Genomic DNA, 23,838 nt, shown 5'->3' on the forward strand with positions numbered 1-23,838 from the left:
TAACCCTCAATGAATTATATTACCTCAATTAACATTCACACTTTCAATATAACTTATATTTTTTAATTCTTATCGTTTTATAACCACGGTGATATTTTATGAAAAAATCATCTTGTTAAATAAATTTAGTTATAAGGCAGAACAAAATGGCCTCACATCTTATCGACTTTATATTAATTGGTAATAACTTTGGCACTGAAGAAATGCGTCATGTTTGGTCGGAACATAACCGATTAAAAAGCCAAGTAGCGGTTGAAGTGGCACTGGCGAAAGCCGAAGGCGAACTCGGTTTGATCCCTACAGAGGCGGCGCAATATATCGAACAACACGCAGATGCAGATAAACTGAATATTGAAGAAATTGCAAGCCAAGGCGCGCAAATGAAGCATTCCTTAATGCCAACATTGATCGCGCTGCAAAAACAATGTGGTGAGGCGGGTGAGTACATTCATTATGGTGCAACCACGCAAGATATTGTGGATACCGCCACCATGCTACAGTTAAAGAGCGCATTTAATATCATCGAGCGTGATGCAAAAGCACTCGTTACCGCTCTAGCCAATAGCGCCAAACGCTACCAAAACACGCCGATGGTTGGCAGAACCCATGGTATGCAAGCACTTCCAACAACCTTTGGTTTTAAAGTTGCCGTTTGGTTAGATGAATTTTTACGCCATCACCAACGCCTAAATGAAATTAAATCACGCGTATTAACCGGAAATATCAGTGGCGCCATCTGTACTTATGCCGCATTTGGCGAAACAGGCCCCGCTGTCGAAAAACGCACATTGGATATTTTAGGGCTAAGCACCCCGACTATCGGGTGGCAATCTGCGCGCGACAGGTTTAGTGAGTTTGCCTCTGTTTGTGCCTTAATCAGCGGCACGTTAGGGAAAATCGGGAACGAACTATACAACCTAATGCGTACTGAAATTAATGAAATTGAAGAGCCATTCTCTGCGGGGAAAATTGGTTCTACTACCATGCCTCATAAGCGTAATCCAGCAGCATTGGAAGGCTTGGCGAGCTTGACGCATCCGCTATTAAAGAGCGTCTCCCTCATTTATGAATCCATGCATGTTGAACATGAAAGAGATGCCATGAGCTGGCGCGCAGAGTGGATAGCCTTACCTGAAATTTGTATCTACCTCTCCGCTCAGTTGAAAAATGCCCTTGCGGTTATTGAAGGTGTCACCGTCAACGAAAAGCAAATGCGCCGTAACCTTGACCTACAAGGTGGCTTATTACTGTCGGAAAAAGTGATGTTCGAATTAGGCACCAAAATTGGTAAACAAACCGCACACCACATTGTGTATGAGTGCGCGATGCAAGCCTATGAAGAGCAACGTACATTTAAAGACGTATTACAGGCCAATGAGCAGCTAGCTGGATTCATTTCTGAGCAAGAACTCGATGCATGGTTAGACCCGATTAACTATTTGGGTTCAGCACCTCAAAAGGTTGACCAAGTGATTGCCCACGCGAAAACACTTGGTTTATTAGCGGATTAAGAACGAGGTCGTTATGTACCAATACCGTCAATTACTGGCTACCGATGCAACTGCGTTTTACCAATTACTTCATCATGCTTACGCAGAAATTAAGCATCTGGGTATTCGTTTTGATGCGGCGACCGCTGATTTAGCCGCGATGACTCAACACCTCAATAACCACGCCGTTTATGGGATGTTTGAAGACGGTATTTTAATTGCCTCCGTCACCTTGCGTTACCCATGGAGCAAGCAACCCGGCCCATTTGGTTTACCTCATATTGGCTGGTTTGCAACCGCACCAACACATCGAGGCCAACAACTGGGTAAAAAAATATTGGCTTGGTTTGAAGATAACATTTTATCACAACAACTGCGTGCGCCAGCTTATTCACTGGGTACGGCACAAAGCCACCCGTGGTTAGTGGATTACTACCAATCTTTGGGCTTTCAGACTGTTGAAAAAAGGGACTTAGGCAAAGGCCACATCACTATTTTTATGCGAAAAATCATTGATCAACAACGTTATACACAATGGTTAGCAATTTCTAATCAACCGGAGAAAACACGATGAAAAAATATATTACGCTGATCGCAGGTCTCGTCGCGGCAACGACTTTGCTGACCGCTTGTGATAACAAAACAGAAAAAACGTCTGAAACACAATCTAGCCAAGAACTACGTATTGGTGCCACGGGGCTCAGCTTCCCCAGTGCCTATAAAAAGGATGGTAAGCTCACGGGTTTTGACGTTGAACTGGCAGAAACCATTGCGAAAGATCTCAATTATAACATTGTTTGGGTCACCTCTGACTTTAGCGGCTTAATGGGTCAACTTGAGGCGAAAAAGCTCGATACTGTCGCGAATGTAGTGTCAATTACACCTGCTCGCCAAGAAAAATACGACTTCACCGCACCTTATAGTTATTACGGCAGCCAGCTCGTGACCAATAAATCAAATGAAGACATTAACACTGTCGATGATTTAAAGGGGAAAACGATCGCTGGGGTTTTAGGTTCTAACCACCTTGTGAACTTGAAAAAAACCTTTGGTGACAATGGTGTCACGATCCGCACCTATGAAAGCCGTGACGCAGCTATGAATGATGCGATTAACAACCGCGTTCAAGCTTACGTCAACTCTCGCCCTATCTTATTAGCCGAAATCAAAGAGAACAACCTGCCATTAAAACTGGTCGGGGAGCCTTTAGTGATTGAAGCCGTCGGTTTCCCTTTCCAAAAAGATGAAAAAGGGAAAGAGCTGAAGGCGGCATTTGATAAAGAGCTAGAGGTATTACGCCAAGATGGCCGTTTAAAAGCACTGTCAGAAAAATACTTTGGTGAAGATATCACCGCTAAAGCAGCCAACTAATTAGTCTAGGCGCTGACCGGCCTTTGGGAACTCAGGCCGGCCAATATTGTAAGGCATGAATGATGAATTTAGATTTCGACTATATTGTGCGGATCTTTCCGCAAATTTTAAGCTACCTACCTGTCACGCTATTTCTTGCTATTGTTTCAATGGTTTGTGCGATGACATTAGGGTTGACGCTTGCACTACTGCGGATTACGGGTATCAAGGCGGTTGTTAAAATCGTCGATTTATACGTCTCCATATTTCGTGGAATTCCAACGCTGGTACAGCTGTTTATTATTTATTTCGGCTTACCTCAAGCCTTTCCCATTTTTAATGGGATGGATGCGTTTACAGCGGCAATTATTGGCTTTAGCCTGAAAAACTCTGCCTATATGGCCGAAATTTATCGTGCTGGATTGACCTCCGTCGACTTTGGGCAGATGGAAGCAGGCTTATCGATTGGTATGCAAAAGCGCCAAATTTACCGTCGCATTATTTTGCCTCAAGCAATGCTGAACACACTGCCTGCAACGGGTAATACCTTTATTTCATTGATTAAAGATACCTCTGTGGCCTTTGCGCTTGGTGTCACAGAACTGTTCGCAGAAGGCAAAATGATCGCCGCTGAATCATTACGTTACTTCGAAACATTCATTGTTGTTGGGCTCATTTACTGGCTCACCGTGCTTATCTATAGCCGTTTACAAACGGTGCTAGAAAAACGCTTAAGCCAATCATTACAACGGTAAGGAATGATGATGATCCGTGTATCGCAACTGAATAAAAGCTTCGGCACCAATACGGTTTTAAATAATATTTCCCTCGATATCCAAGAAGGGGAAGTGGTCGCCATTATCGGCCCTTCTGGCTCTGGGAAGTCCACCTTATTACGCTGCCTAAACCTGTTAGAACACCCTGAATCCGGCATTATACAAATCGGCGATGTCACCTTAGATACGCATAAACATAGCGTAAATGATGCCTATGCATTACGCCGTCAAACCGCCATGGTGTTTCAAAATTACAACCTGTTTAAAAATAAAACAGCACTTGAAAATGTGACGGAAGGATTAATCACCGTTAAAAAAATGGCGAAAAGCGAAGCCGATAAAATCGGTTTAGCGCTGTTGGATACTGTCGGCCTAGCTGAACATAGCCACAAATACCCAGTCACGTTATCGGGCGGGCAACAACAGCGAGTGAGTATCGCCCGTGCCCTTGCCGTCAACCCTTTAGCCATTTTATTTGATGAGCCAACCTCGGCTCTCGACCCAGAAAGAGTATTTGAGGTGCTTCAGGTGATTAAATCCCTTGCTCAGCAAAAAACCACCATGGTGATAGTGACCCATGAAATGGAATTTGCCAAAGAAGTGGCTGACCGCGTGATTTTTATGGCGGATGGACAGATTGTTGAACAAGGCCCCGCAGAGCAAGTTATTCGCTTCTCTGAAAACCCACAAACACGCCGTTTTTTACGTCAATTGACTAATATCGAGCCAATCGACGAATTCAATATATAACCAAAAAAATCCGTAGGCACCTGCGCCTCAATGGGGAGAAACTTAATGAACATTAGCAGCCATGAGCAAGCACTTGCAGATAAAATTCAAGCATTTCGCCACGAAATGCACCGTTTTCCTGAATTATCGAATCAAGAACACCAAACAACGCAGCGTATTCGCGATGCGTTAACGGAAGCTGGGATTACTATTTTACCCCTTCCGTTAGCAACTGGGTTAGTCGCAGAGATTAAAGGCCAACAAGACGGCCCCTTAATCGTGTTACGTTCCGATATTGATGCGCTACCTATTGAAGAGGAGTCTGGTGTTGATTTTGTCTCTGAAAACAAAGGGGTAATGCACGCTTGTGGTCATGATTTTCATGCTTCCGCCGCACTGGGTGCCGCGATTTTGCTGCAACAAAATATCGCCAATTTAAAAGGTACCGTGCGAGTTCTCTTCCAAGCCGCAGAAGAAACTGGCCAAGGTGCACCAGATCTACTTGCTACAGGGGCATTAGATGGTGCTCTGGCGATATTTGGTATTCATAATGACCCTACTTTGCCAGTCGGTGTAATAGGCAGTAAAGAAGGCGCGCTTACCGCTGGGGTTGATCGCTTCGAAATTAAAATTGCCGCGAAAGGGGCTCATGCTGCGAAGCCACATGAAGGCAATGACCCACTAATTATCATTGCTCAGATTATCAATGCGACGCAATCCATTATCAGTAGAAATGTTTCTTCTGATCAAAACGCCGTGGTGTCGATTACACAAGTTCACAGTGGCAGTACATGGAATGTGATCCCTGATACCGCTTATTTAGAAGGCACGGTGCGTACCTTCAAACAAGCCACCCGAGAGCAAATTGAACAGCGATTACGCCAAATTATCGCGGGGATCGCTGCCACATTTAATGCACAAATCGAATTAATATGGCATCCTGGCCCACCTTCGGTGGTTAACACTGGGGAATGGGTCGATTTAGCCCTGATCCAAGCTGAAAAATCTGGTTTTGAGGCTATCAGAGTCGAAGCAAGCCCGATTGGTGAAGACTTTGCTTTCTACCAACAAAAAATACCAGGCGCATTTATGATGATTGGCTCAGGTGGCCCCTATGCTTTACATCATCCAAAATTCCGTGTCGATGATAAAGCCTTATACCCAACCGCACGTTACCTCGCTCAATTAGCGGAAACAGTACTCAATGAATATCATGGTAAGGCGCAATGATTAGCGAACTAACCACGAGTTTGGCGGAGAAAATCCTTGGGGCCTCTCCGCCTCCTTCAGCCCAGCTCGCCGCAAAAAACGGCATTAAGGATTACCTCGCCGTCACACTCTCCGTGACGGAAGGCCATATTAATGATGCGGGGTGGCAACAACTGAGCGCTCTTTGGCCTGAGCGCGATCCCCGCAGTGTCGCGCTATTACTTGGGTATGCAGGGCATGCTCTCGACTTTGACGATTTTCACGCTAATTTTCGCGGCCACCCATCAACGGTTATTTTACCCGCACTATTCGCTTTAACACCGCAGCAAAATGAGCTTGATAACATACGGTTCTTAAATGCTTACTGTGTTGGTGTCGAAGTTGCGGGTCGATTAGGGCTAGCCATCACGAATCAGCATTACCAACTTGGTTTTCACTCAACAGGAAGTTTAGGTGCCATCGCCGCCACCGCGGCGCTATGTTATTTATTTGCCGCCGATTTAGAAACCACTACCTGCGCACTCGGCCTTGCCGCGACACAATCAACCGCATTGCGTGCCCAATTTGGTTCTGCGGTAAAGCCACTTCATGCGGGACTGGCTGCACAATCCGCGGTCATCTCATTTCAATTAGCGTCGAGCGGTTTTTCTTCCCGCCCACATGGTGTGATTGATGCTTTTTTAGAAGCAATGAGCCAGCGACAAGCCATGCCTGAACTGCTTATCAAAGATTGGGGAAACCCTTGGCGTATTGAGTCACCGGGGCTTGAATTTAAGCCTTATCCAACGTGTGCAGGTACGCACTCCGCTGTCGCAGTGACTCAGGTGTTACGTGAACGCTGGTTAAGTAGCGGAAAGCCATTAACCGCTCTTCTCGATAACCTTCAACGTATCGATATCGCTTTCCCATTGGGGGGAGATATTGCAGCCAATATCAGGGTGCCAGAAAATGGTATCGAAGCACGTTTTTGCCTTGAATACATTATTGCTGCCATGCTGATTAAAGGGGAGCTGCATTTATGTGATTTTACCGAGCCTGAGCTAGACCCACACATTATGGCGTTAGCTCAACGTGTTAACCGTAACCCTGATAGAAGTGTTCCCCCTGATGTGCTTGCCCCTGAAAAACGTTTTCATCAAGTCACACTGTTTCTTGCGGGTTCAACCCAGTTAAGCCACCGCTTAGACCGCCAGCAGTTTCTCAAATTACCCGTTGATTTAAGGCAAAAATGGCAAAACTGCCTGACAAATGCCACTTACCAAGAAATCGAAGCATGGCTAGAGCTCTGCCTTTTTAATACCCCGCAAAGTACGTCATCGATTAGAAACAAACTCATTGCAAGTTTGAATTAACTTTTTATATCAGGAATACGGCTTAGCATTCCTGATATTAAAGCAAATGATTAGCAAATGCGTGGTAAAGGCTCGCTGTGAGGTAAATCTAATAGCCTTGATGTCCCGAAGATCCCAACTAATTTGACTTGTTTTTGCTCTGTCACACAGCCAATGGTTGCGGCATTTTGGCCTAGAGGATGGCTGTGCAATGCGGCTAACACTGCGCTTTCCGCTTCAGGTTTTACCACAATCACTAGTTTACCTTCATTGGCAAAATTCAGTGGTTCAAGGCCGAGCAATTCACATACGCCCCTAACCGCTGAGGCAACGGGTAAGTCAGCCTCGTTAATCGCCATTCCGCAGCCGCTTGCCTGCGCAAACTCATGCAAAATCGCCGTCACACCGCCCCGAGTGGCATCCCGTAATGCACGTACGCCCTCAATATTACGCAGTGGCTCAATTAATGGCGTCAATACCGCGCAATCGCTACTGAGTTGCGCCTCTAAACCAAGCTGCTCGCGCAGGTTTAAGATGGTCGCACCGTGATCACCTAACGTACCACTGACGATCACTTTGTCACCTGCTTGAATTTGCTGAGCTCCCCACTGAATTTCGCTTGGGATAACCCCGATACCCGCTGTGTTGATAAACACTTTGTCCGCAGCACCACGCTGCACCACTTTGGTGTCCCCCGTGACAATCTGCACCCCAGCCGCTGCAGCCGTTGCTGCCATTGATTCGACGATGGTGGCGAGCTCGGCTAACGGAAAGCCTTCCTCTAAAATAAACCCGCAAGACAGATATTTAGGGACTGCACCACTAACGGCAACGTCATTCACCGTACCGCAAACCGCTAATTTACCGATATTTCCACCGGGGAAAAAAATCGGGTCAATCACATAACTGTCGGTGCTGAACGCAAGGCGATCCCCTAATGTGGTGAGTTCCGCCAGCGAAAGTCGCGCTTGGTCTTCGCGCTCATTCAACGCTTGGTTAGCGAATGCTTTTAAAAATAGTTGTTCAATTAACTGTTGCATGGCCTGCCCACCGCTGCCGTGGGCCATCAATACCACATTGTTCGCATCATTGCTCATCTATGCCTCCCGACGATATTGATAATAAGCCGCACAAGCCCCTTCCGAAGACACCATTAAGGCACCAAAAGCGGTTTGTGGTGTACAGCGAGTGCCAAATAGTGGGCATTCATTGGGTTTACAGCGCCCCGTCAACACATTGCCACACCGTGCTTGCGGGTCATCCGCCACTTGGTGTGGTTGTACGTGAAAACGGCGCTCGGCGTCAAAGGATTGATAAGCGGCGCTAAGCTGCACACCTGAGCCTGCAATCTCCCCTAAACCGCGCCATTCGCTGGTTTCTTTTAACTCAAACACTTCATCTAATGCCTTGAGTGCTAACGTGTTGCCTTGGTCAGCGACAATACGCTTATATTGGTTTTCCACCTCACAACGTCCATCCGCTATCTGATTCACTAGCATAGATATAGACTGCAAAATATCCAACGGTTCAAACCCCGTTACCACCAGCGGTTTATGGAAGTCGTCAGTAATAAACTGGTAAGGGTGTGCCCCAATCACCATACTGACATGCCCTGGAGCTAAAAAGCCGTCGATGCGAACATCTGGCTGTTCTAATAGGCTTTTTAAGGTTGGGATGATGGTAATGTGCTGGCAAAATACCGTGAAATTGTTCAGTTGACGGCGTTTAGCTTGTTGCAAGGTAATCGCCGTGCTTGGCATCGTAGTTTCAAACCCCAAACCAAAGAAAACGATTTGTTTATCAGGATGTTGCTCTGCTATCCCGAGGGCATCCAAAGGAGAGTAGACAATCCGCACATCTGCCCCACGGCGTTTTGCATCAAGTAAAGAGCCATTTTTACCAGGGACACGCATCGCATCCCCATAGGTACAAAAAATCACATTTGGCTGCTCAGCAATTTCGATACAACCGTCGATTCGCCCCATTGGTAAGACACAAACGGGGCAACCTGGGCCATGAACAAATTCGATTTCTGGCGGTAAAAGTTGGTCGATACCAAATTTAAAAATCGCATGAGTGTGCCCGCCGCACACTTCCATTAACTGCAATGGGCGCTGCTTAGCCCGTGGAATGTCATTCACACGTTGGCGGATATTCGCCAATAATACTTTTGCTAAAGCAGGGTCACGAAATTCATCGACGTACTGCATCTGTAGCCCCTGCATTTAAACCACTAAAATCGCCAACCTCATGGTCAAGCTGGCTCATCGCCGCTAAGGCATCTAATGTCGACTGCGCTTCTTCTTCGTTGATGATACTCATGGCGAAGCCCACGTGAACCAGCACCCATTGGCCTAATAACTCACTGGTTTCCCCTTCACAAATCAGGCCAATGTTAACGTCTCGCTTCACGCCACAGACATCCACTTGTGCCAGTTGGTGAATATCTTCACCCACCGCCACGATTTTTCCTGGAATGCCTAAGCACATAGCTGAGTCTCCAGCCATGCGAGCCATGCATCCATACCGTCTCCTTGTGTCGCTGAGACTTTAATCACTTGGATGTTTGGATTGACTTGTTTGGCATTAGCAATGCAGGCGTCCACGTCAAAATGCAGGTACGGCAGTAAGTCGATTTTATTGAGCAACATAATGTCTGCCGCGGCAAACATATGCGGGTATTTTAAGGGTTTGTCTTCCCCTTCGGTCACGGACAAAACAGCCACTTTATGGCGCTCGCCTAAATCAAAGCTTGCAGGGCACACTAAGTTCCCCACATTTTCGATGAATAACAAGCTATTATCATCCAAACCTAAGCGTGAGACCGCATCGTGTATCATCTGTGCATCCAAGTGGCAGCCTTTACCTGTGTTCACTTGGATAGCAGGCACCCCCGTTTCGCGAATACGCTGGGCATCGTTGGTGGTTTGCTGGTCGCCTTCCACCACCGCACAGTTAATTTTATCGCGCAGACGTAGCAAGGTTTCCGTTAATAGCGTGGTTTTCCCAGAGCCTGGGCTGGAAACCAGGTTTAACGCTAAAATATTCTTTTCTGCAAACGCTTCACGGTTATGTTCTGCTAAGTGATTGTTTTTATCTAAAACGTCCATCTCAATTTGCAGCATACGCTTTTGGCTGATCCCCGGTGCGTGTGTGCCAGCTTCACCCTGCCCGTAATCCAAATCATGGTGTTCGCCCGCAGGTTTAAAGCTATTTTCCGCCATGGCGTAAACGTGCTTATGCTTATGCTTGTGTTTCTGTTTTTTGGTTTTACCCTCAACAAGCGCAGGATCATATTGGTGATAATGGTTATGCACATCGCCTTGGTGGTAATAATGGTGATGAATAATGACGGTTTGGCCTTGGTTTTCATGGTCATGATGGTCATGATCGTGGTGGTGATCGTGCCCATGATGATGGTCATGCGCCTTTTCATGATCGTGATGATGATCATGGCCGTGATGGTGGTCATGGTCGTGATGATGGTCATGGTGATGATGACTGTGCTCATCACCCTCGATTCTGCGCTCTCCCGATGCGCATCCACATGTACTACACATAAGTTTCACTCCCAACCGCTAAATAGTTAAATTAGATTAATACATAATCAAAATCGCAAGGTTGATGCACCTCAAAGTCACTTTGAAAACTATTCGACCTCTAATTCTTTGATGCGCAAGCTATCGCCACTTTCCACTTTTAAATTCAAACTTTGGCATTGTGGGCAAACGGATTGGTGGCTATCAATTTCCACCATTTCACTGCAATCCCAGCACCAAGCTTGTGCGGGACGATGCACCATATGCAATTGGCAACCTTGCGCGACAGTACCGCGACAAGCGATATCAAAACAAAAGCGAAATGCGCTTTCTTCAACACAGGAAAGCGCACCTATTTCTAACCAAACTGCCGTGACTTTTTTCACGGCGTTTTGCTTGACTTGCTGTTCAATTATTTCGAGTGTGCTTTGGCACAATGAAACTTCATGCATTATGCTTCCTTCAAGTGGCGTGCAAATAACGCGCGGCGTGCTGGCGATTGAGGTACATTTGGGTCACTTACTGGCAGCGACAGCAAAATACGGCGGCAATCATCCGCAAGGTGAATACCTTGCTCAGGACTCAAACTTTTATCTAATGGCGACATTAACGAACAGGCTAAATATTGTGTTAGTCCGTCAAGTTCCCCAACGGTATAGGTCATTTCCCCATACGGTAAAATCAAGCCAATTTTGTCGCCGACAGTACGCTGCTCCCAATACTGGTCAGGCCCAGGTAAAATGAGGGCGCTGAGCATCCACGGGGTGATAACCGCACCAACCCATTGATTTTCAAACAAAGCGAACTCACTGGCGTAGACGGGCATCGAGGGGTGGAGAAAAGACAAATCGTGCATCGATTGCTCCGCCACCCGTTGAAATGCGGCCTCAACGAGAGGCCGTGGGTTACTTTGATAACCGTTAATGTCATCAGGCATGTAAACTCTCTTCTTTTGCCGTAATTTCCAAACCTTCACTTCGCAGCACGTCTACCACTTTTTGCAATGCAGGCTCTAACGCAGCTTGCCCTGTTGCGGTTAAACCAATGTGTGGCTCTAAGGACTCAGGTACGACGCCCACTAAGGTCAAACGTTGTGGAAATTCATCCGTTAAATGCAGAGCAGATAACACATCAGATAATCCTAGCTGGTGAGGGGAGATTTTACGGGTAAACAACGCAGGCACCTCGCCATCACGTAACACTAATAACGAGCCAGGTTGCTGGCTCGATAACACCACATCTGCAATAATTAAGTGGTCACGGGAGGCCATTGGGCCGATCAATTCCATTCCCGCAGTACCGCCATCAAGCACTTCCACACATTCAGGCAAGTGATAACGTTCTTCCAATGCTTCAACAATGCGCACGCCAATCCCTTCGTCGCTCAGCAAAATATTGCCAACGCCTAAGACTAAAATTCGCATTACAGCACCTTAACCTTAGTGACTTCCCCACCCTCAGGATCCACAATGTGCACCGCACAAGACATACATGGGTCAAATGAGTGGATGGTTCTCACTACCTCAAGTGGTTTAGTTGGGTCAGCAACAGGCGTTCCTACCAACGCTTGCTCATAAGGGCCTGGTTCGTCATTGAAATTACGTGGGCCAGAGTTCCATGTAGATGGCACAACAGCCTGATAGTTTTCAATTTTACCGTCTTTGATAACTACCCAGTGTGAAAGCAGCCCGCGAGGTACTTCCCCAAATCCAACCCCTTTAATCGTTGCGTTTTCTGGGAAATTTGGTTTTACAAAGGTAGTAAAGTCGCCTTTGCCAATGTTATCCACCAGTGCTTGCCACTGAATTGACAGTGTTTCATTCAGCACACAGCAACGCACGCTACGACCAATAATACGGCCTAGGGTGGAGTGCAGCTGATCGATACCAATGCTGTTACCCGTCAGTGTTTGATACAGGTTCACCACATCGTTAAAATGTTTTTCCGTTGGCTCGTGTTTTGCCGCCAGCTTGCACAGTAAGTCCGCTAATGGCCCCACTTCGACGGTTTTGTCATAGAAGGTCGGCGCTTTCACCCATGAATATTTACCGTCATCGTCCCAACCTGTGTAGTCAGGGTTTGTAGTGCCTTCCCACGGTGCTTGTGGCTCGTTTTCTTTGTACCACGCATGCTTGCTACTTTCTTTGATACCGTTGATCAAATACTCGTCCATGTGGCTGGTAATTGGGCGATAGGTACTGAAATCGCTATTTTCGAGGTAGCCACCTGGCAATAAGAAACTGCCATTTTTGCCGTCCATCGGCATTTCAGGCATACACATGTAATGCTTCGCCCCTTGGCCGACTTCTAACCATTCTGGGTAACCCGCTGCAATCACTGCTGCATCGATTTTGTATACTTGCTCGATAAAATCCCCTAAACGGTCGATAAAGGATTTCACATACATTAAACGCTCAAGGTTAAGAACACCCACGCCATCAAGGTTAATCGGGTTCGCGACACCGCCCACGGCGAGGTTTTGGATGTGTGGTGTTTTACCCCCAAGCAATGCCACAATGCGGTTTGCATCCCGTTGGCATTCAAGGGCTTGCAAATAGTGCGCAACCGCAATCAAGTTCACTTCAGGCGACAATTTCATCGCTGGGTGACCCCAGTAACCATTCGCAAAAATCCCTAATTGCCCGCTCGCCACCAGTTTTTTGATTTTGTCTTGTACGCGAGTAAATTCTTCTGCGCTATTGAGTGGCCATGTGGAAACCCCTTTGAGGATTTCTGCTGCTTTGTTTGGGTCTGCATTTAACGCGGAGGTGATATCTACCCAATCTAGCGCCGATAATTGATAAAAATGGACAATATGGTCTTGAATGGTATGCGCCGCTAAAATCATATTACGGATGTATTGCGCATTAACGGGCACATCAATATTCAAAGCGCTTTCAATGGTACGTACAGATACAATGCCGTGAACAGTGGTACAAACCCCACAAATACGCTGCATAATCATCCATGCATCACGAGGGTCTTTCCCTTTGACGATTTCTTCCATACCGCGCCACATGGTGCCTGAAGCCCAAGCCTTGGTGACCTTTCCATCTTCAATTTCACAATCAATGCGTAAGTGACCTTCGATACGAGTGACTGGATCTATTGTTATACGTTGGCTCATGCTTTACCTCGGGCCTCTGAATGGCTCATCGTTGTTTTTTTCAATGCTGGAATAACGGGTAGTAGGCGGATCAGCAAGATATACGCGCAGACCTCAATTGCCACAAAACCCATTGAAATTAAAAGTTCTTCTGATGTTGGGAAGTAGTCGTAACCGCCCCCAGGATTAAACGCGACAAGGGAATAGCTCATTCGCCACATTGCCGCCCCGATTAACATGCTTAATCCGCTGATATATAACCAACGCGAATCATTTCGTAGCGATGGCATGCGGAAAATAATTAATGGGATCACCATTAACACGGTTTCTATCCAGAACATCATGGCGTAGAAGTCGCCATTAAAGATGTGGTGCAGTTTTTCGCGATAAATCAACTCGCCAAATCGACACACTAAGAACAACACTAAAAGCACTTGCAGAATTTGCGTTAGCCGCACAAACAGTGGCCGTTCATCTGCCCCCTGCCCTTTTAAGGCAGCTTGCAACAATGAGCCTTCGAAAATGACAATCGAGAAACCCATAATAAACGCGGTCAACAGCGAGAGCAGCGGCAACATTTCATAACTTTGCCAAATTGGATGTACCTTGTATCCCGCTGAAATCATTAATGATCCCATTGAGGATTGGTGCATCATTGGTAACAATGCCCCTAATGCGATGATAAAAAACATCGCTTTATTCAAGCGTTTTAATGAGACTTTCCAGCCAAAACGTTCACACAAGGCTGGGGCAAATTCTAACGCCATCACACCAATGTAAATCGTCATACACACGGCGGTTTCGAACAGCACCGAATTGGTGTTGAAGAAGCCTGGAATATAAAAATACGGCAAATTCCAGTAACGCCCCACGTCGATAGTGATGGATAAACCACCTAGGGAGTAACCAAATAAACTGGCCAGTAATGCAGGGCGAACCAGTGGGTGATATTCCCCGCGGTTAAACACATACACCGCCCACGCCAGTGCCCAGCCACCACAGGCAAAACCTGTCCCTATCAGCAAGTCAAAGGCGATCCAAATCCCCCACGGATAACCGCCGTTAAGATCAGAAACCGAACCTAAGCCGAAAACTAAACGTTTGATAATCAGAATGACGCAAAGCAACACCAATGGCCCAAAGACCATAATTGGCCAACTGACTAAACGCCCGCCTAGCGGCTTTTCTTTATGATGCGTCGTCATTTGAGTCATCTCCTTCGTGTTTGTCATTCTTGGTATTGCGATACACCAAGAAGCTCAGCCCTGCTAGCGCCGCTAACGGCAACACCATGCCTTTGTATAGCGTGTGTTGAACATATTCAGAGCGCGCACCTGTCGAAAGCTGCTCTAATTCAGGCAAGCCAAGATGTTGATATGGCACGCCAGAGAGCACAATGACCTGCGTTCCACCGCCTTCAAGCTCGCCATACACATGGTTTTCATACTTCGGCACTTTGATGACATTTGGATCATTACTATGCAGGGTTTGACGTGGGAAGCCATATTCATCCCCCACTTTGAGTGTTAAGCGTTTTTTTGCTTCGGCGAGCAACTCTTCCCGCGTACCGAAAATCACCGCCCCAGTTGGGCACACTTCCACACAGCCAGGTAAACCGCCTTTATCTAAACGCTCAACACCTTTTTGATTACATAGCTCGCACTTATGGATAGCACCAAACTTATCATCGTAAGCATATTTTGGAATGTTGAACGGACACGCCACCATGCAGTAACGGCAACCCGTACACACACTTGCATCGTAATGAACGATGCCCGTTTTCGGGTCTTTTTTCAGTGCTTGAACAGGGCAAACAGAGACGCAATTTGGGTCAACGCAATGCATACACTGCTTTTTAATGTAGGCGTAGCCGTCTTTTTCCTGATCTTTATTCACCCCCGTGCCGCTACTCCAGACCTGAATAATGTTGTTGGTGTATGGGGTAAGCTTGTCGTTGTTCGACCATGTTTGCTCCCCGACAGGATTACGCTCTGGGTGGTTGATATCTTGGCATTTTGTCACGCAGGCCTGGCACCCAACACACAAAGTTGAGTCGTACAGCATGCCAAGGGAGTTTGGAATTGGCGGTCGGTTTTCCGCTCCCGCCAAGCTTGGTGAGCTGCCCGCAAGGAGCGCTCCCCCTGCGGAGAGTTTAAGAAAATTTCGTCTATTCACGGTTATTCTCCCCGTGAGTCATGGTCTTGCTGGCGTTTTTGGCGACCTAATTCACGTACCGCCATCACACTCACCCCAGCGACTAACCCCACAACACCACCAATTAAGCCAACGGCGGTTGATGATATTTGCCCGCCTTCACGGTTATTTAAATCAGGTTTATCCGCCCGTGGCGTTGGATTTTCCACACTCGCAAGTTGGTGAATCGCTTTGTGGAAGCCGACGTTTTCTTCGTTACAGCCATAACAAGGGTGGCCAATCGCCACAGGCCATACACCGCCAACATCGCAGAACTGCAATGTTGAACAGTTGCCGTAAGTTTCAGGGCCCTTACAGCCTAAGTGATATAAACACCAACCTTCACGGTGACCATCATCGCCAAACTCTTTGGCAAAACGGCCTGCGTCAAAATGAGGGCGGCGCTCGCAGTGCTCGTGAATTAATCGACCATAAGCAAACATTGGACGGTTTTTGCTGTCCAGTGCTGGCGGGCGATTAAACGTAATTAAGTGTGCAACGGTCGCAAGGAAGTTATGTGGATTTGGCGGGCAACCTGGGATATTAATCACCGGCTTATCTTTGATAACTTGGTTTAGCCCAACAGCGCCCGTTGGGTTATCACCCGCCGCTGCAACACCGCCCCAAGAGGCACAAGAACCGATTGCAATCACGGCAGCGGCATGTTCAGCCACTTCACGGATATGCTCAACAATCGGTTTTCCTGCAACCATGCAGTAAATACCGTTGTCTTTCAGCGGGATAGAACCATCAACGACAAGAACATATTTTCCTTTGTATTTTTCTATCGCATTATGCTTATTCTGTTCAACTTGTTCACCAAAAGCGGCAGATAACACCTCATGGTATTCCAGTGAAATTGTATCCAGAATTAAGTTTTCGAGGGTTGGATGGGTAGAACACAGCAGGGACTCGGTACAACCCGTACACTCTTGTGCGCCAATCCAGATGACAGGCGGACGAGCTGGGTCGCTAATAGATTCAGCAATTTGGGCCGCTGCTTTCCCGCTTAGCCCCATCGTTGCTGCCAACGCTGTACATAACTTCATAAAATCACGGCGGTTAATACCGTGAGGAGAATTAATAGAGTTATCTCCTATCATTCTTTTTTCCTATTATTATGGGTGGCTTAGAACCTATTCATTAAACAAATTTCGTTGATTATCCTTGCGTTAGAGATGCCACAAAACCCGACGTGCTAAATACGCTTACGCCTTACGCTTGTATCATTGCAATTCAAATTGACAACAAAACTTAGCTTAATGAAATAAATTCTTATTTAAGTAACCTGGTGCATATATATAAAATAGGATCCTATTCCTACCGATTTTTAATCACTTGATCTTCATCAAGAGGAAATAAGAAATTTCATCTTTTTTATATATTTGTTAGAAAAATCGATTCAGTTACTGGGAGGTAAAAGTGATACCTAAAATAAAACTCCATCGTTTATTATTCAATAATGCGCTATATATCACATTAATTTAAATATAAATTTCATTAATTATCATTGATATATAGGAATTCATTATTTGTTTATCATTTAATTAAACGAAATTAGAGTATTATTAATAACCAATCCATTAATATAATTATTAATTATCTAAATAAGAATCAATATCAAAAAAAGAATATTTTAATTAAAAATTAAAATATACAAAAATCAGCCTAATATACACTCTAAAGGCCTTGTAATATTCCTCATTGGCTAACGCTTTAATTTTGCTGAGGCTATCGCCACATGCCCTAATGCCAATCCACCATCCCCCATCGGGAACTGCCTTGCCGTTAATACCTCAAATTCATTTAAATTATTCATTAATAAATTTCGTAATAATTTATTGTGCATCACGCCCCCCGATAGCACGATTGTCTTAATGCCATATTGCTGGGCAGATGTTTTCGCAAGCTGCGCAAACCCATTTGCTAATGCGACATGAAACGCATGGGCGCGTTGCGCTTTAGGCGCTTGATAAGCACACCATTCACGCCAAAACGTTGCTAAGTCAAGGCGTTGATTAATTAATGGCATCGTCACTGGGTGTGTCATAACCTCAGAGTTCATCGCCAGCGCTTCAAGCTGACACGCGGCCTCACCTTCCCAACTCGTTTGTACCGTACAAATACCCAGGGCAGCAGCAACAGCATCAAATAACCGCCCCGCGGAAGACGCCGTTGGGCAGTTGAGCCCGCGTTCGATAGCCTTTTCCAGTCCTTGCCAAGGGAACTCAAGAAGTTGAATTGCATCTGATTGCTGTTGCCAGTTGGGAACAAACTGTAACCAATGAGCCAATAAATTACGCCAAGGTTGCCTTGCCGCCATTTCGCCTCCAGGTAAAGCGACCGCGGGCAACCCACCTAAATATTGGCTGGATGTATAATCTACGAGTAAACATTCCCCACCCCAGAGACGTTGGTCATCACCAAAACCTAACCCATCAAGTGCTAAACCAATCACCTTATCTGTATTTCTTGGCAAACCGTGTTCCACCATAACGGCCGCAATATGGGCGTGATGGTGCTGAACTTGCACAAAGGGAATATCTAACTGTGCAGATAGTTGATTAGCAAAGCGATGGCTGACATAGTTTGGGTGCATATCCCCAACCAATGCAGTTGGTGTAAAACGGTAAATTGACTCAAACAAATCAATCGAACTTTGGTATTGCTCAAAAATATCTAAGTCGTCCAAATCCCCAAGGTGCTGGCTTAATACCGCGCTTTTATCGCGCAGTAAACAAAACGTATTTTTCAGGTCAGCCCCTAACCCTAATATAGAGGGGGAGTTTTCAAACCCTTCAGGTAAATCTACAGAATCAGGTACATACCCACGAGCACGGCGTAACATTTCAGCCTCGCCTTGGTGATAACGAACTAAAGAATCATCAGCACGTTGCACAATATCGCGGTTATGCGTCAGGTAAAAATCGGCAATATTAGCTAAATCCTTAAACGCATTTTGCTCTGTAAGAACAGGGGGCTTCCCAGATGCATTCCCTGACGTCATGATTAACGGTTTTTTTACTTCCGCCATTAATAAATGCTGTAAGGGATTTGAAGGCAGCATCACCCCTAACTCAGTCAAATGGGGGGCGACAAACTGGCTTAGACCGCTGTTTTTCCACTGCTTGATTAAAACGATCGGCGCTGCGGGGCTTTTTAGCAATGAGGCTAGCCCATCACTCACTCTCACCCCTTGGTTTTTTAACCAATCTAAAGACGGGATCATCACCGCAAATGGTTTTGTTGGGCGATGTTTACGCATGCGTAGCGCTTGCACTGCATGGTCATCCGTTGCGTCGCAAGCAAGATGAAAACCACCTAACCCCTTAATGGCAATAATTTTACCCATGAGTAAATATTGCGATGCCGATATTAGCGCCCCTTCCTTCTCCGCCACCGTCAGCCCGAAAGCATCACTGAGCTTAATTTTAGGTCCACATACAGCACACGCATTGGGCTGCGCATGAAAACGCCTATCCGCGGGGGATTGATATTCCACCAAACACTCAGGACATAACGGGAAATCAGCCATCGCGGTATTTGGGCGATCATAAGGCATATGGCGAATAATCGTAAAGCGCGGCCCGCAATGAGTACAATTGGCAAATGGATAATGAAAACGGCGATTAGTAGGGTCAAAAATCTCTTGCTGACAAGCATCACAAGTTGCCGCATCGGGGATCACTTGCGTATCCATCTTCCCTTCGCCACTACGGCGAATGGTAAATTCATCGGGAAAAACATCCCACTGAAAAGACTGTGATTGAATACTCTCTATATGCGCTAAAGGAGGGCAGTGTTGTTGTAATAATTGGCTAAATTTAGTGATATCTGCATTTGCGAGTAGGCGGATTAATACCCCTTCACCATCATTACAGACATCCCCATACAGCTGCTGCTGATGTGCCAACTGCCAAACATAGGGACGAAAACCCACCCCTTGTACTTTACCTTTAACCCGAAGCTGTATTCCGTTGCTCACTTGCACACCCTCTTATTTCAATAGAAGCTATTTTCCCGCTAACAGCCTCAAAAAACTTCACGTGAGATCAAAAAAAGGTGGGATACACATAAGAAAATATGGGGAATTACATCGCTAAATTCGTTGATTCATTATATTTCCAATAACTCTAATTAATAAAACTTAATAAACTCATTCCTATTAGTTTTTAAATCTAATTTAAATTGCATTATTAAATAAACTCTCTTTCTTAATTAAATAATAAAGTCAGTTTATATAACCGTAGAATTCCAATGTCATTTAACTCACTGTTATTAATAGGTTAAATAAAAAACCTTATAATTAATCCTAAAGAACGATAGTCACATCACCCAAACAAAAGTAAGCTCATTCACATGTTAACAATTTAGCAACATATAGATTTTAATTACAATTATTCAATACCAGTGTAAATTCATTAATAATAAAAAGAGGTACTATTTTGAAAATCAAACCACTGTTTATCTCTCTATCTCTCGCGGCGGCATTATTCGGTTCAAGTTCTTTAGCTAATGCCGATGAAATTATTACCCTTGGAACAAAAGGTGGGCCATCCATATTAAGTGAAGCTCGCTTACCGCAATCGACAGCATTTATTAAAGGGGATAAAACCTATCTTTTTGATGCAGGATACGGCGCAACTTTGCGCTTAGTTCAATCCAAAGCCCCGCTAAAAAATATCGACTCAATTTTTATTACTCACCTGCACAGTGACCACGTTGCCGATTACCCTGCGTTATTATTAAATGCATGGAACAGTGGGCTAAACCACCCTGTTACGGTGTATGGTCCAGTGGGTACAGAGAGCATGACCAAAGGTGTTTGGGACACCTTTAAGCGCGATATTGATTTACGTATTAAAGATGAAGGCAAACCTGATTTACGTAATATGGTCACCGCCAAAGATATTTCTGAAGGTGTTGTTGTTGATAAAGACGGTGTGAAAATCAGTGCGTTGTTTGTGCCCCATCCCCCTTTTAATTCCGATGAAGCCCTGGCCTATAAAATCCAATCAGAGGGGAAAACCGTCGTTATCACGGGTGATATGATTGATAATAAACAAATTACTGAATTTGCCAAAGATGCCGACCTTTTAGTCAGTGAAGTCGTGCTGGTTTCTGGCGTTGAAAACTTAGCAAACCGAATTGGCAATGGCTCGACCCTTGCAAAAGCGATTATTTCCCATCACACCACCGCAGAAGAGGTCGGTAGAATCGCGAAGGAAGCCAATGTAAAACATTTGGTGCTCACCCACCTTGTTCCCGCAGATGACCCATCGATTACTGATGAAGTTTGGATCAAGGAGGTTAGAAAGCAATACTCTGGCCCAGTCACCGTAAGTAAAGACTTACAACGGTTTGAATTAAAATAATGTAACCAAAATAGCCACAGGCTACCTTGTGGCTATGATTGGCTCTGATATTAACTCACACAATCGCTGATAAATCCCCTTCTGTTTCTTATATGAAACTAAACAACGCAATAAGCTCGACACACCCCACATTTTGAAACGAATATTTTACATATAGTCAACATTCGATTGACTATTAATCACCCCTACATTTAATCTGGTTTTAAATAATAAACAACGTTTCGTATATGAAACAAAATGTTACTGCGTATTAAGAGGAGAAAAAAATGAGCTGGATTGCTGTGTGCGATGTTTCACAAGTTCAAGAAGAATTTCCCTTTTCAGCCAAAGTTAATAACAACGAAATCGGTATTTTTTTGGTTGAAGACCAATATTACGCTTTAGAAGATGTATGTCCTCACGCTTATGCCCTACTCAGCCAAGGGTTTGTTGAAGATGGAAAAGTTGAGTGTCCCCTACATGAAGCCATCTTTGATATCAAAACAGGAAAATGTCTGCGAGAACCTGGTGGTCGAGATTTAAAAACCTATCAAACTCGCATTCATGAAAACCAAATCGAAATTAGCTTAATTGAGGAGTAAACATGGAACCGATTCAAAATATTAATCCTTACCTCCCCGCAAATAACCAAATTACTCCTGCTCGAGAAGGTGGAAAAGGGAGTATTCAAGCACCTGGAAGTGCGCCAAATATTGTCTGGCAAACACGATCGCGACTTCCAGATGAATACGAAACAGCGTTGATCGCCGCATTAGAAAATTTATTTGCATCAGGAACGGAAACTCTCGAAGCCCTCGTTGAAGCTTTAAACCAACAACAATTATTTGACCGGCAAGGTCACGCATGGACATCCAGCAGTTTCCGCGAATTTTTGCTCGTTAATGGATATTAATACTTTGTAATTTATACAAAAATAAAAATAACCTTTGATAATCGGAAGCAAATTATGACAACGAATACACAACCTCAAAACTATCAAGCGTATTTAGATGTGGGGCTACGAGGACAGTGGTACCCCGTATTATCAAGCTGGGAAGTCAGCAGTAATCCCATCGGCATCACTCGCCTTGAAGAGCAAATTGTCTTATGGCGCGATGATAAAGGCCAAATTCATGCCTTAGAAGATAGATGCCCTCACCGCGGTGCACGTTTATCCATGGGCTGGAACCTTGGTGAGCGCATTGCTTGTTGGTACCACGGCGTTGAAGTAGGCGGAGATGGTATTGTCAAGGACGTTCCAGCGGTTAGCCAATGCCCTCTTGAAGGCCAAAAATGCTTAAAAACCTACCCAGTTCAGGAAGTTCACGGTGCGATTTTCCTCTATTTTGCTGTGATTGAAGGGGAAACGCCGCCAGCGCTTGAATTCCCTGAAGAATTAGCCGATAACGAAAACCACAGCCACTTCCTCTGCACTGCATCTTGGAAATGCAACTATCAGTATGCCCTTGAAAACGTGATGGATCCGATGCATGGCACCTATTTACACTCTTCGTCACACTCCATGGCTGAAGGGGATAAACAGTCTGAGATGATCCTTGAAGCCACTCAAACGGGTTTTATTTTTCGTAAGAATGATCAAATTGGTGTCAACTTCGACTGGGTGGAGTTTGCCAGCACAGGTGCAAACTGGCTTCGTTTATCCATCCCATATCAAAAACGTTTTGGACCAGGTGGGCACTTTTGGATCATCGGCATGGTCGTTCCAGAAGATAAAGATCACTGCCGCGTATTCTTCTGGCGAATTCGTAAAGTCAAAGACTGGCAACGCGATCTCTGGCGCTTTATGTACCGTAACCGCTTAGAGGGGCTGCATTGGGATGTGTTAGAGCAAGACCGCATTATTTTAGAAAACCTCGCACCAAATGCGCGTAACCATGAGTTTCTCTATCAACACGATGTCGGTTTATCCCGTCTTCGTCGCATCATGCAGCGTGAAGCCAAAAAACAGTTTGAACTGATTTACAGTAAGGAAACTGAAAATGCATAACCTATTGGCGGGAAAACGTATTGTGGTCACTGGCGCGGCAAGGGGGCTGGGTTTTAGCTTTGCCCAAGCCGTCGCAGAACAAGGCGCTAAGGTCATTCTGTGCGACATTCTTGAAGAACGTTTGCAAGAAAGTACCGAAACATTGCGCCGCCAAGGGTTTGATGCACAAAGTTACTGTATCGATCTTGCTGATCCCGCCTCTATTCGCCGAGCCTTTGAACACATCTCCCAACAAGGTGCCATTGATGGGTTGATCAACAATGCGGCTCTTGCGACTGGCGTGGGGGGTAAAGCCTTAGATGAATACGATCTTGAGCTTTGGGATCGCGTCATGACTGTAAATGTCAAAGGAACATGGCTGGTAACAAAAGCGGCGTTACCGCTATTAAAGCAAAGCCAACATGGAAAAATCGTCAATATTGCGTCTGATACTGCCCTTTGGGGGGCGCCAAGGCTAATGGCCTATGTCGCCAGTAAAGGGGCAATTATCAGTATGACTCGCTCAATGGCCCGTGAGTTAGGCCAACACCGCATTTGCGTTAATGCGATCGCGCCAGGGCTGACAAAAGTTGAAGCCACTGAATATGTCCCTGAAGAACGCCACCAGCTTTATGAAAATGGTCGCGCCTTACAAGGGGAGCAATTACCTGAAGATGTCACTGGTACTGCATTGTACTTGCTTTCTGATATGGCTAATTTTGTGACGGGGCAGCTCATCCCCGTCAACGGCGGCTTTGTATTTAACTAATTGAT

The 23,838-nt window shown here is 45.5% G+C and carries 24 protein-coding genes; 12 read left to right on the forward strand and 12 right to left on the reverse strand.

Annotated features, from left to right (window positions below):
* Positions 1-146 precede the first annotated feature (146 nt).
* From purB to AABS66_RS16930, 7 genes are all read left to right on the forward strand, one after another.
* Complete coding sequence (purB, locus tag AABS66_RS16900) at positions 147-1,511, forward strand: adenylosuccinate lyase (RefSeq protein ID WP_206083648.1); 1,365 nt, start codon at positions 147-149, stop codon at positions 1,509-1,511.
* 13 nt (positions 1,512-1,524) lie between these two features.
* On the forward strand, positions 1,525-2,064 hold the full coding sequence (locus AABS66_RS16905) for a GNAT family N-acetyltransferase (protein WP_206083647.1): 540 nt from the start codon (positions 1,525-1,527) through the stop codon (positions 2,062-2,064).
* Complete coding sequence (locus AABS66_RS16910) at positions 2,061-2,861, forward strand: amino acid ABC transporter substrate-binding protein (protein ID WP_272574048.1); 801 nt, start codon at positions 2,061-2,063, stop codon at positions 2,859-2,861. Before AABS66_RS16905 ends, AABS66_RS16910 begins: the two co-directional genes overlap by 4 nt.
* Positions 2,862-2,923: 62 nt before the next feature.
* Positions 2,924-3,595 (forward strand): amino acid ABC transporter permease, encoded by a 672-nt coding sequence (locus AABS66_RS16915; protein ID WP_349415578.1) that lies wholly within the window; start codon positions 2,924-2,926, stop codon positions 3,593-3,595.
* A gap of 9 nt (positions 3,596-3,604) precedes the next feature.
* Positions 3,605-4,366 carry an amino acid ABC transporter ATP-binding protein gene (locus tag AABS66_RS16920; RefSeq protein ID WP_206083644.1) on the forward strand — a complete coding sequence of 254 codons (762 nt, stop codon included), beginning with the start codon at positions 3,605-3,607 and terminating at the stop codon, positions 4,364-4,366.
* A gap of 45 nt (positions 4,367-4,411) precedes the next feature.
* Positions 4,412-5,575, forward strand: coding sequence for an amidohydrolase (locus tag AABS66_RS16925; protein WP_272574047.1), 1,164 nt, complete (start codon positions 4,412-4,414; stop codon positions 5,573-5,575).
* On the forward strand, positions 5,572-6,906 hold the full coding sequence (locus AABS66_RS16930; protein ID WP_272574046.1) for an MmgE/PrpD family protein: 1,335 nt from the start codon (positions 5,572-5,574) through the stop codon (positions 6,904-6,906). The genes AABS66_RS16925 and AABS66_RS16930 overlap by 4 nt, the downstream gene beginning before the upstream one ends.
* Positions 6,907-6,956: 50 nt before the next feature.
* Here the strand turns inward: AABS66_RS16930 and hypE are convergent, their stop codons facing one another.
* The 12 genes from hypE to hypF all read right to left on the reverse strand — a co-directional run bounded on the left by hypE (position 6,957) and on the right by hypF (position 19,708).
* The gene (hypE, locus tag AABS66_RS16935; protein WP_349415575.1) at positions 6,957-7,982 is read right to left on the reverse strand and encodes a hydrogenase expression/formation protein HypE; all 1,026 of its coding nucleotides are present in this window, start codon (positions 7,980-7,982) and stop codon (positions 6,957-6,959) included.
* Positions 7,983-9,095, reverse strand: a complete 1,113-nt coding sequence (hypD, locus tag AABS66_RS16940) for a hydrogenase formation protein HypD (protein ID WP_430225204.1) — start codon at positions 9,093-9,095, stop codon at positions 7,983-7,985.
* Positions 9,079-9,375 (reverse strand): hydrogenase maturation factor HybG, encoded by a 297-nt coding sequence (hybG, locus tag AABS66_RS16945; protein WP_206083804.1) that lies wholly within the window; start codon positions 9,373-9,375, stop codon positions 9,079-9,081. Before hybG ends, hypD begins: the two co-directional genes overlap by 17 nt.
* Positions 9,366-10,445 carry a hydrogenase nickel incorporation protein HypB gene (gene hypB, locus AABS66_RS16950; RefSeq protein ID WP_349422061.1) on the reverse strand — a complete coding sequence of 360 codons (1,080 nt, stop codon included), beginning with the start codon at positions 10,443-10,445 and terminating at the stop codon, positions 9,366-9,368. The genes hybG and hypB overlap by 10 nt, the downstream gene beginning before the upstream one ends.
* Before the next feature lie 89 nt (positions 10,446-10,534).
* Positions 10,535-10,876 carry a hydrogenase maturation nickel metallochaperone HypA gene (gene hypA / locus AABS66_RS16955; protein ID WP_206083638.1) on the reverse strand — a complete coding sequence of 114 codons (342 nt, stop codon included), beginning with the start codon at positions 10,874-10,876 and terminating at the stop codon, positions 10,535-10,537.
* Complete coding sequence (gene hybE, locus AABS66_RS16960; protein ID WP_272574043.1) at positions 10,876-11,361, reverse strand: hydrogenase-2 assembly chaperone; 486 nt, start codon at positions 11,359-11,361, stop codon at positions 10,876-10,878. The genes hypA and hybE overlap by 1 nt, the downstream gene beginning before the upstream one ends.
* The gene (locus AABS66_RS16965) at positions 11,354-11,848 is read right to left on the reverse strand and encodes a HyaD/HybD family hydrogenase maturation endopeptidase (RefSeq protein WP_206083636.1); all 495 of its coding nucleotides are present in this window, start codon (positions 11,846-11,848) and stop codon (positions 11,354-11,356) included. Before AABS66_RS16965 ends, hybE begins: the two co-directional genes overlap by 8 nt.
* Positions 11,848-13,551 carry a hydrogenase 2 large subunit gene (gene hybC, locus AABS66_RS16970; RefSeq protein ID WP_206083635.1) on the reverse strand — a complete coding sequence of 568 codons (1,704 nt, stop codon included), beginning with the start codon at positions 13,549-13,551 and terminating at the stop codon, positions 11,848-11,850. Before hybC ends, AABS66_RS16965 begins: the two co-directional genes overlap by 1 nt.
* A complete protein-coding gene (gene hybB, locus AABS66_RS16975; RefSeq protein ID WP_206083634.1) occupies positions 13,548-14,735 on the reverse strand; it encodes a Ni/Fe-hydrogenase cytochrome b subunit in 1,188 nt (395 codons plus the stop codon). Before hybB ends, hybC begins: the two co-directional genes overlap by 4 nt.
* On the reverse strand, positions 14,719-15,705 hold the full coding sequence (hybA, locus tag AABS66_RS16980) for a hydrogenase 2 operon protein HybA (RefSeq protein WP_206083633.1): 987 nt from the start codon (positions 15,703-15,705) through the stop codon (positions 14,719-14,721). Before hybA ends, hybB begins: the two co-directional genes overlap by 17 nt.
* A gap of 2 nt (positions 15,706-15,707) precedes the next feature.
* On the reverse strand, positions 15,708-16,826 hold the full coding sequence (gene hybO, locus AABS66_RS16985; protein ID WP_206083631.1) for a hydrogenase 2 small subunit: 1,119 nt from the start codon (positions 16,824-16,826) through the stop codon (positions 15,708-15,710).
* Positions 16,827-17,431: 605 nt separating this feature from the next.
* The gene (gene hypF / locus AABS66_RS16990) at positions 17,432-19,708 is read right to left on the reverse strand and encodes a carbamoyltransferase HypF (protein ID WP_430225205.1); all 2,277 of its coding nucleotides are present in this window, start codon (positions 19,706-19,708) and stop codon (positions 17,432-17,434) included.
* A gap of 460 nt (positions 19,709-20,168) precedes the next feature.
* Here hypF and AABS66_RS16995 point away from each other — a divergent pair, with 460 nt between their 5' ends.
* The 5 genes from AABS66_RS16995 to AABS66_RS17015 all read left to right on the forward strand — a co-directional run bounded on the left by AABS66_RS16995 (position 20,169) and on the right by AABS66_RS17015 (position 23,833).
* The gene (locus AABS66_RS16995) at positions 20,169-21,098 is read left to right on the forward strand and encodes an MBL fold metallo-hydrolase (protein WP_206083627.1); all 930 of its coding nucleotides are present in this window, start codon (positions 20,169-20,171) and stop codon (positions 21,096-21,098) included.
* Between the two features lie 266 nt (positions 21,099-21,364).
* Positions 21,365-21,679 (forward strand): non-heme iron oxygenase ferredoxin subunit, encoded by a 315-nt coding sequence (locus tag AABS66_RS17000; protein WP_206083626.1) that lies wholly within the window; start codon positions 21,365-21,367, stop codon positions 21,677-21,679.
* A 2-nt stretch (positions 21,680-21,681) separates the two neighbouring features.
* A complete protein-coding gene (locus AABS66_RS17005) occupies positions 21,682-21,990 on the forward strand; it encodes a recombinase-like helix-turn-helix domain-containing protein (protein ID WP_430225206.1) in 309 nt (102 codons plus the stop codon).
* 54 nt (positions 21,991-22,044) lie between these two features.
* Positions 22,045-23,085, forward strand: a complete 1,041-nt coding sequence (locus AABS66_RS17010; protein WP_206083624.1) for an aromatic ring-hydroxylating oxygenase subunit alpha — start codon at positions 22,045-22,047, stop codon at positions 23,083-23,085.
* Entirely contained in the window at positions 23,078-23,833 is a 756-nt protein-coding gene (locus tag AABS66_RS17015; protein ID WP_206083623.1) for an SDR family oxidoreductase, read from the forward strand. The genes AABS66_RS17010 and AABS66_RS17015 overlap by 8 nt, the downstream gene beginning before the upstream one ends.
* Positions 23,834-23,838: the final 5 nt, after the last annotated feature.

The sequence above is a fragment of the Providencia sp. SP181 genome, from assembly GCF_050446505.1.
In the GTDB taxonomy this organism is placed as follows: Bacteria; Pseudomonadota; Gammaproteobacteria; order Enterobacterales; family Enterobacteriaceae; genus Providencia; species Providencia vermicola.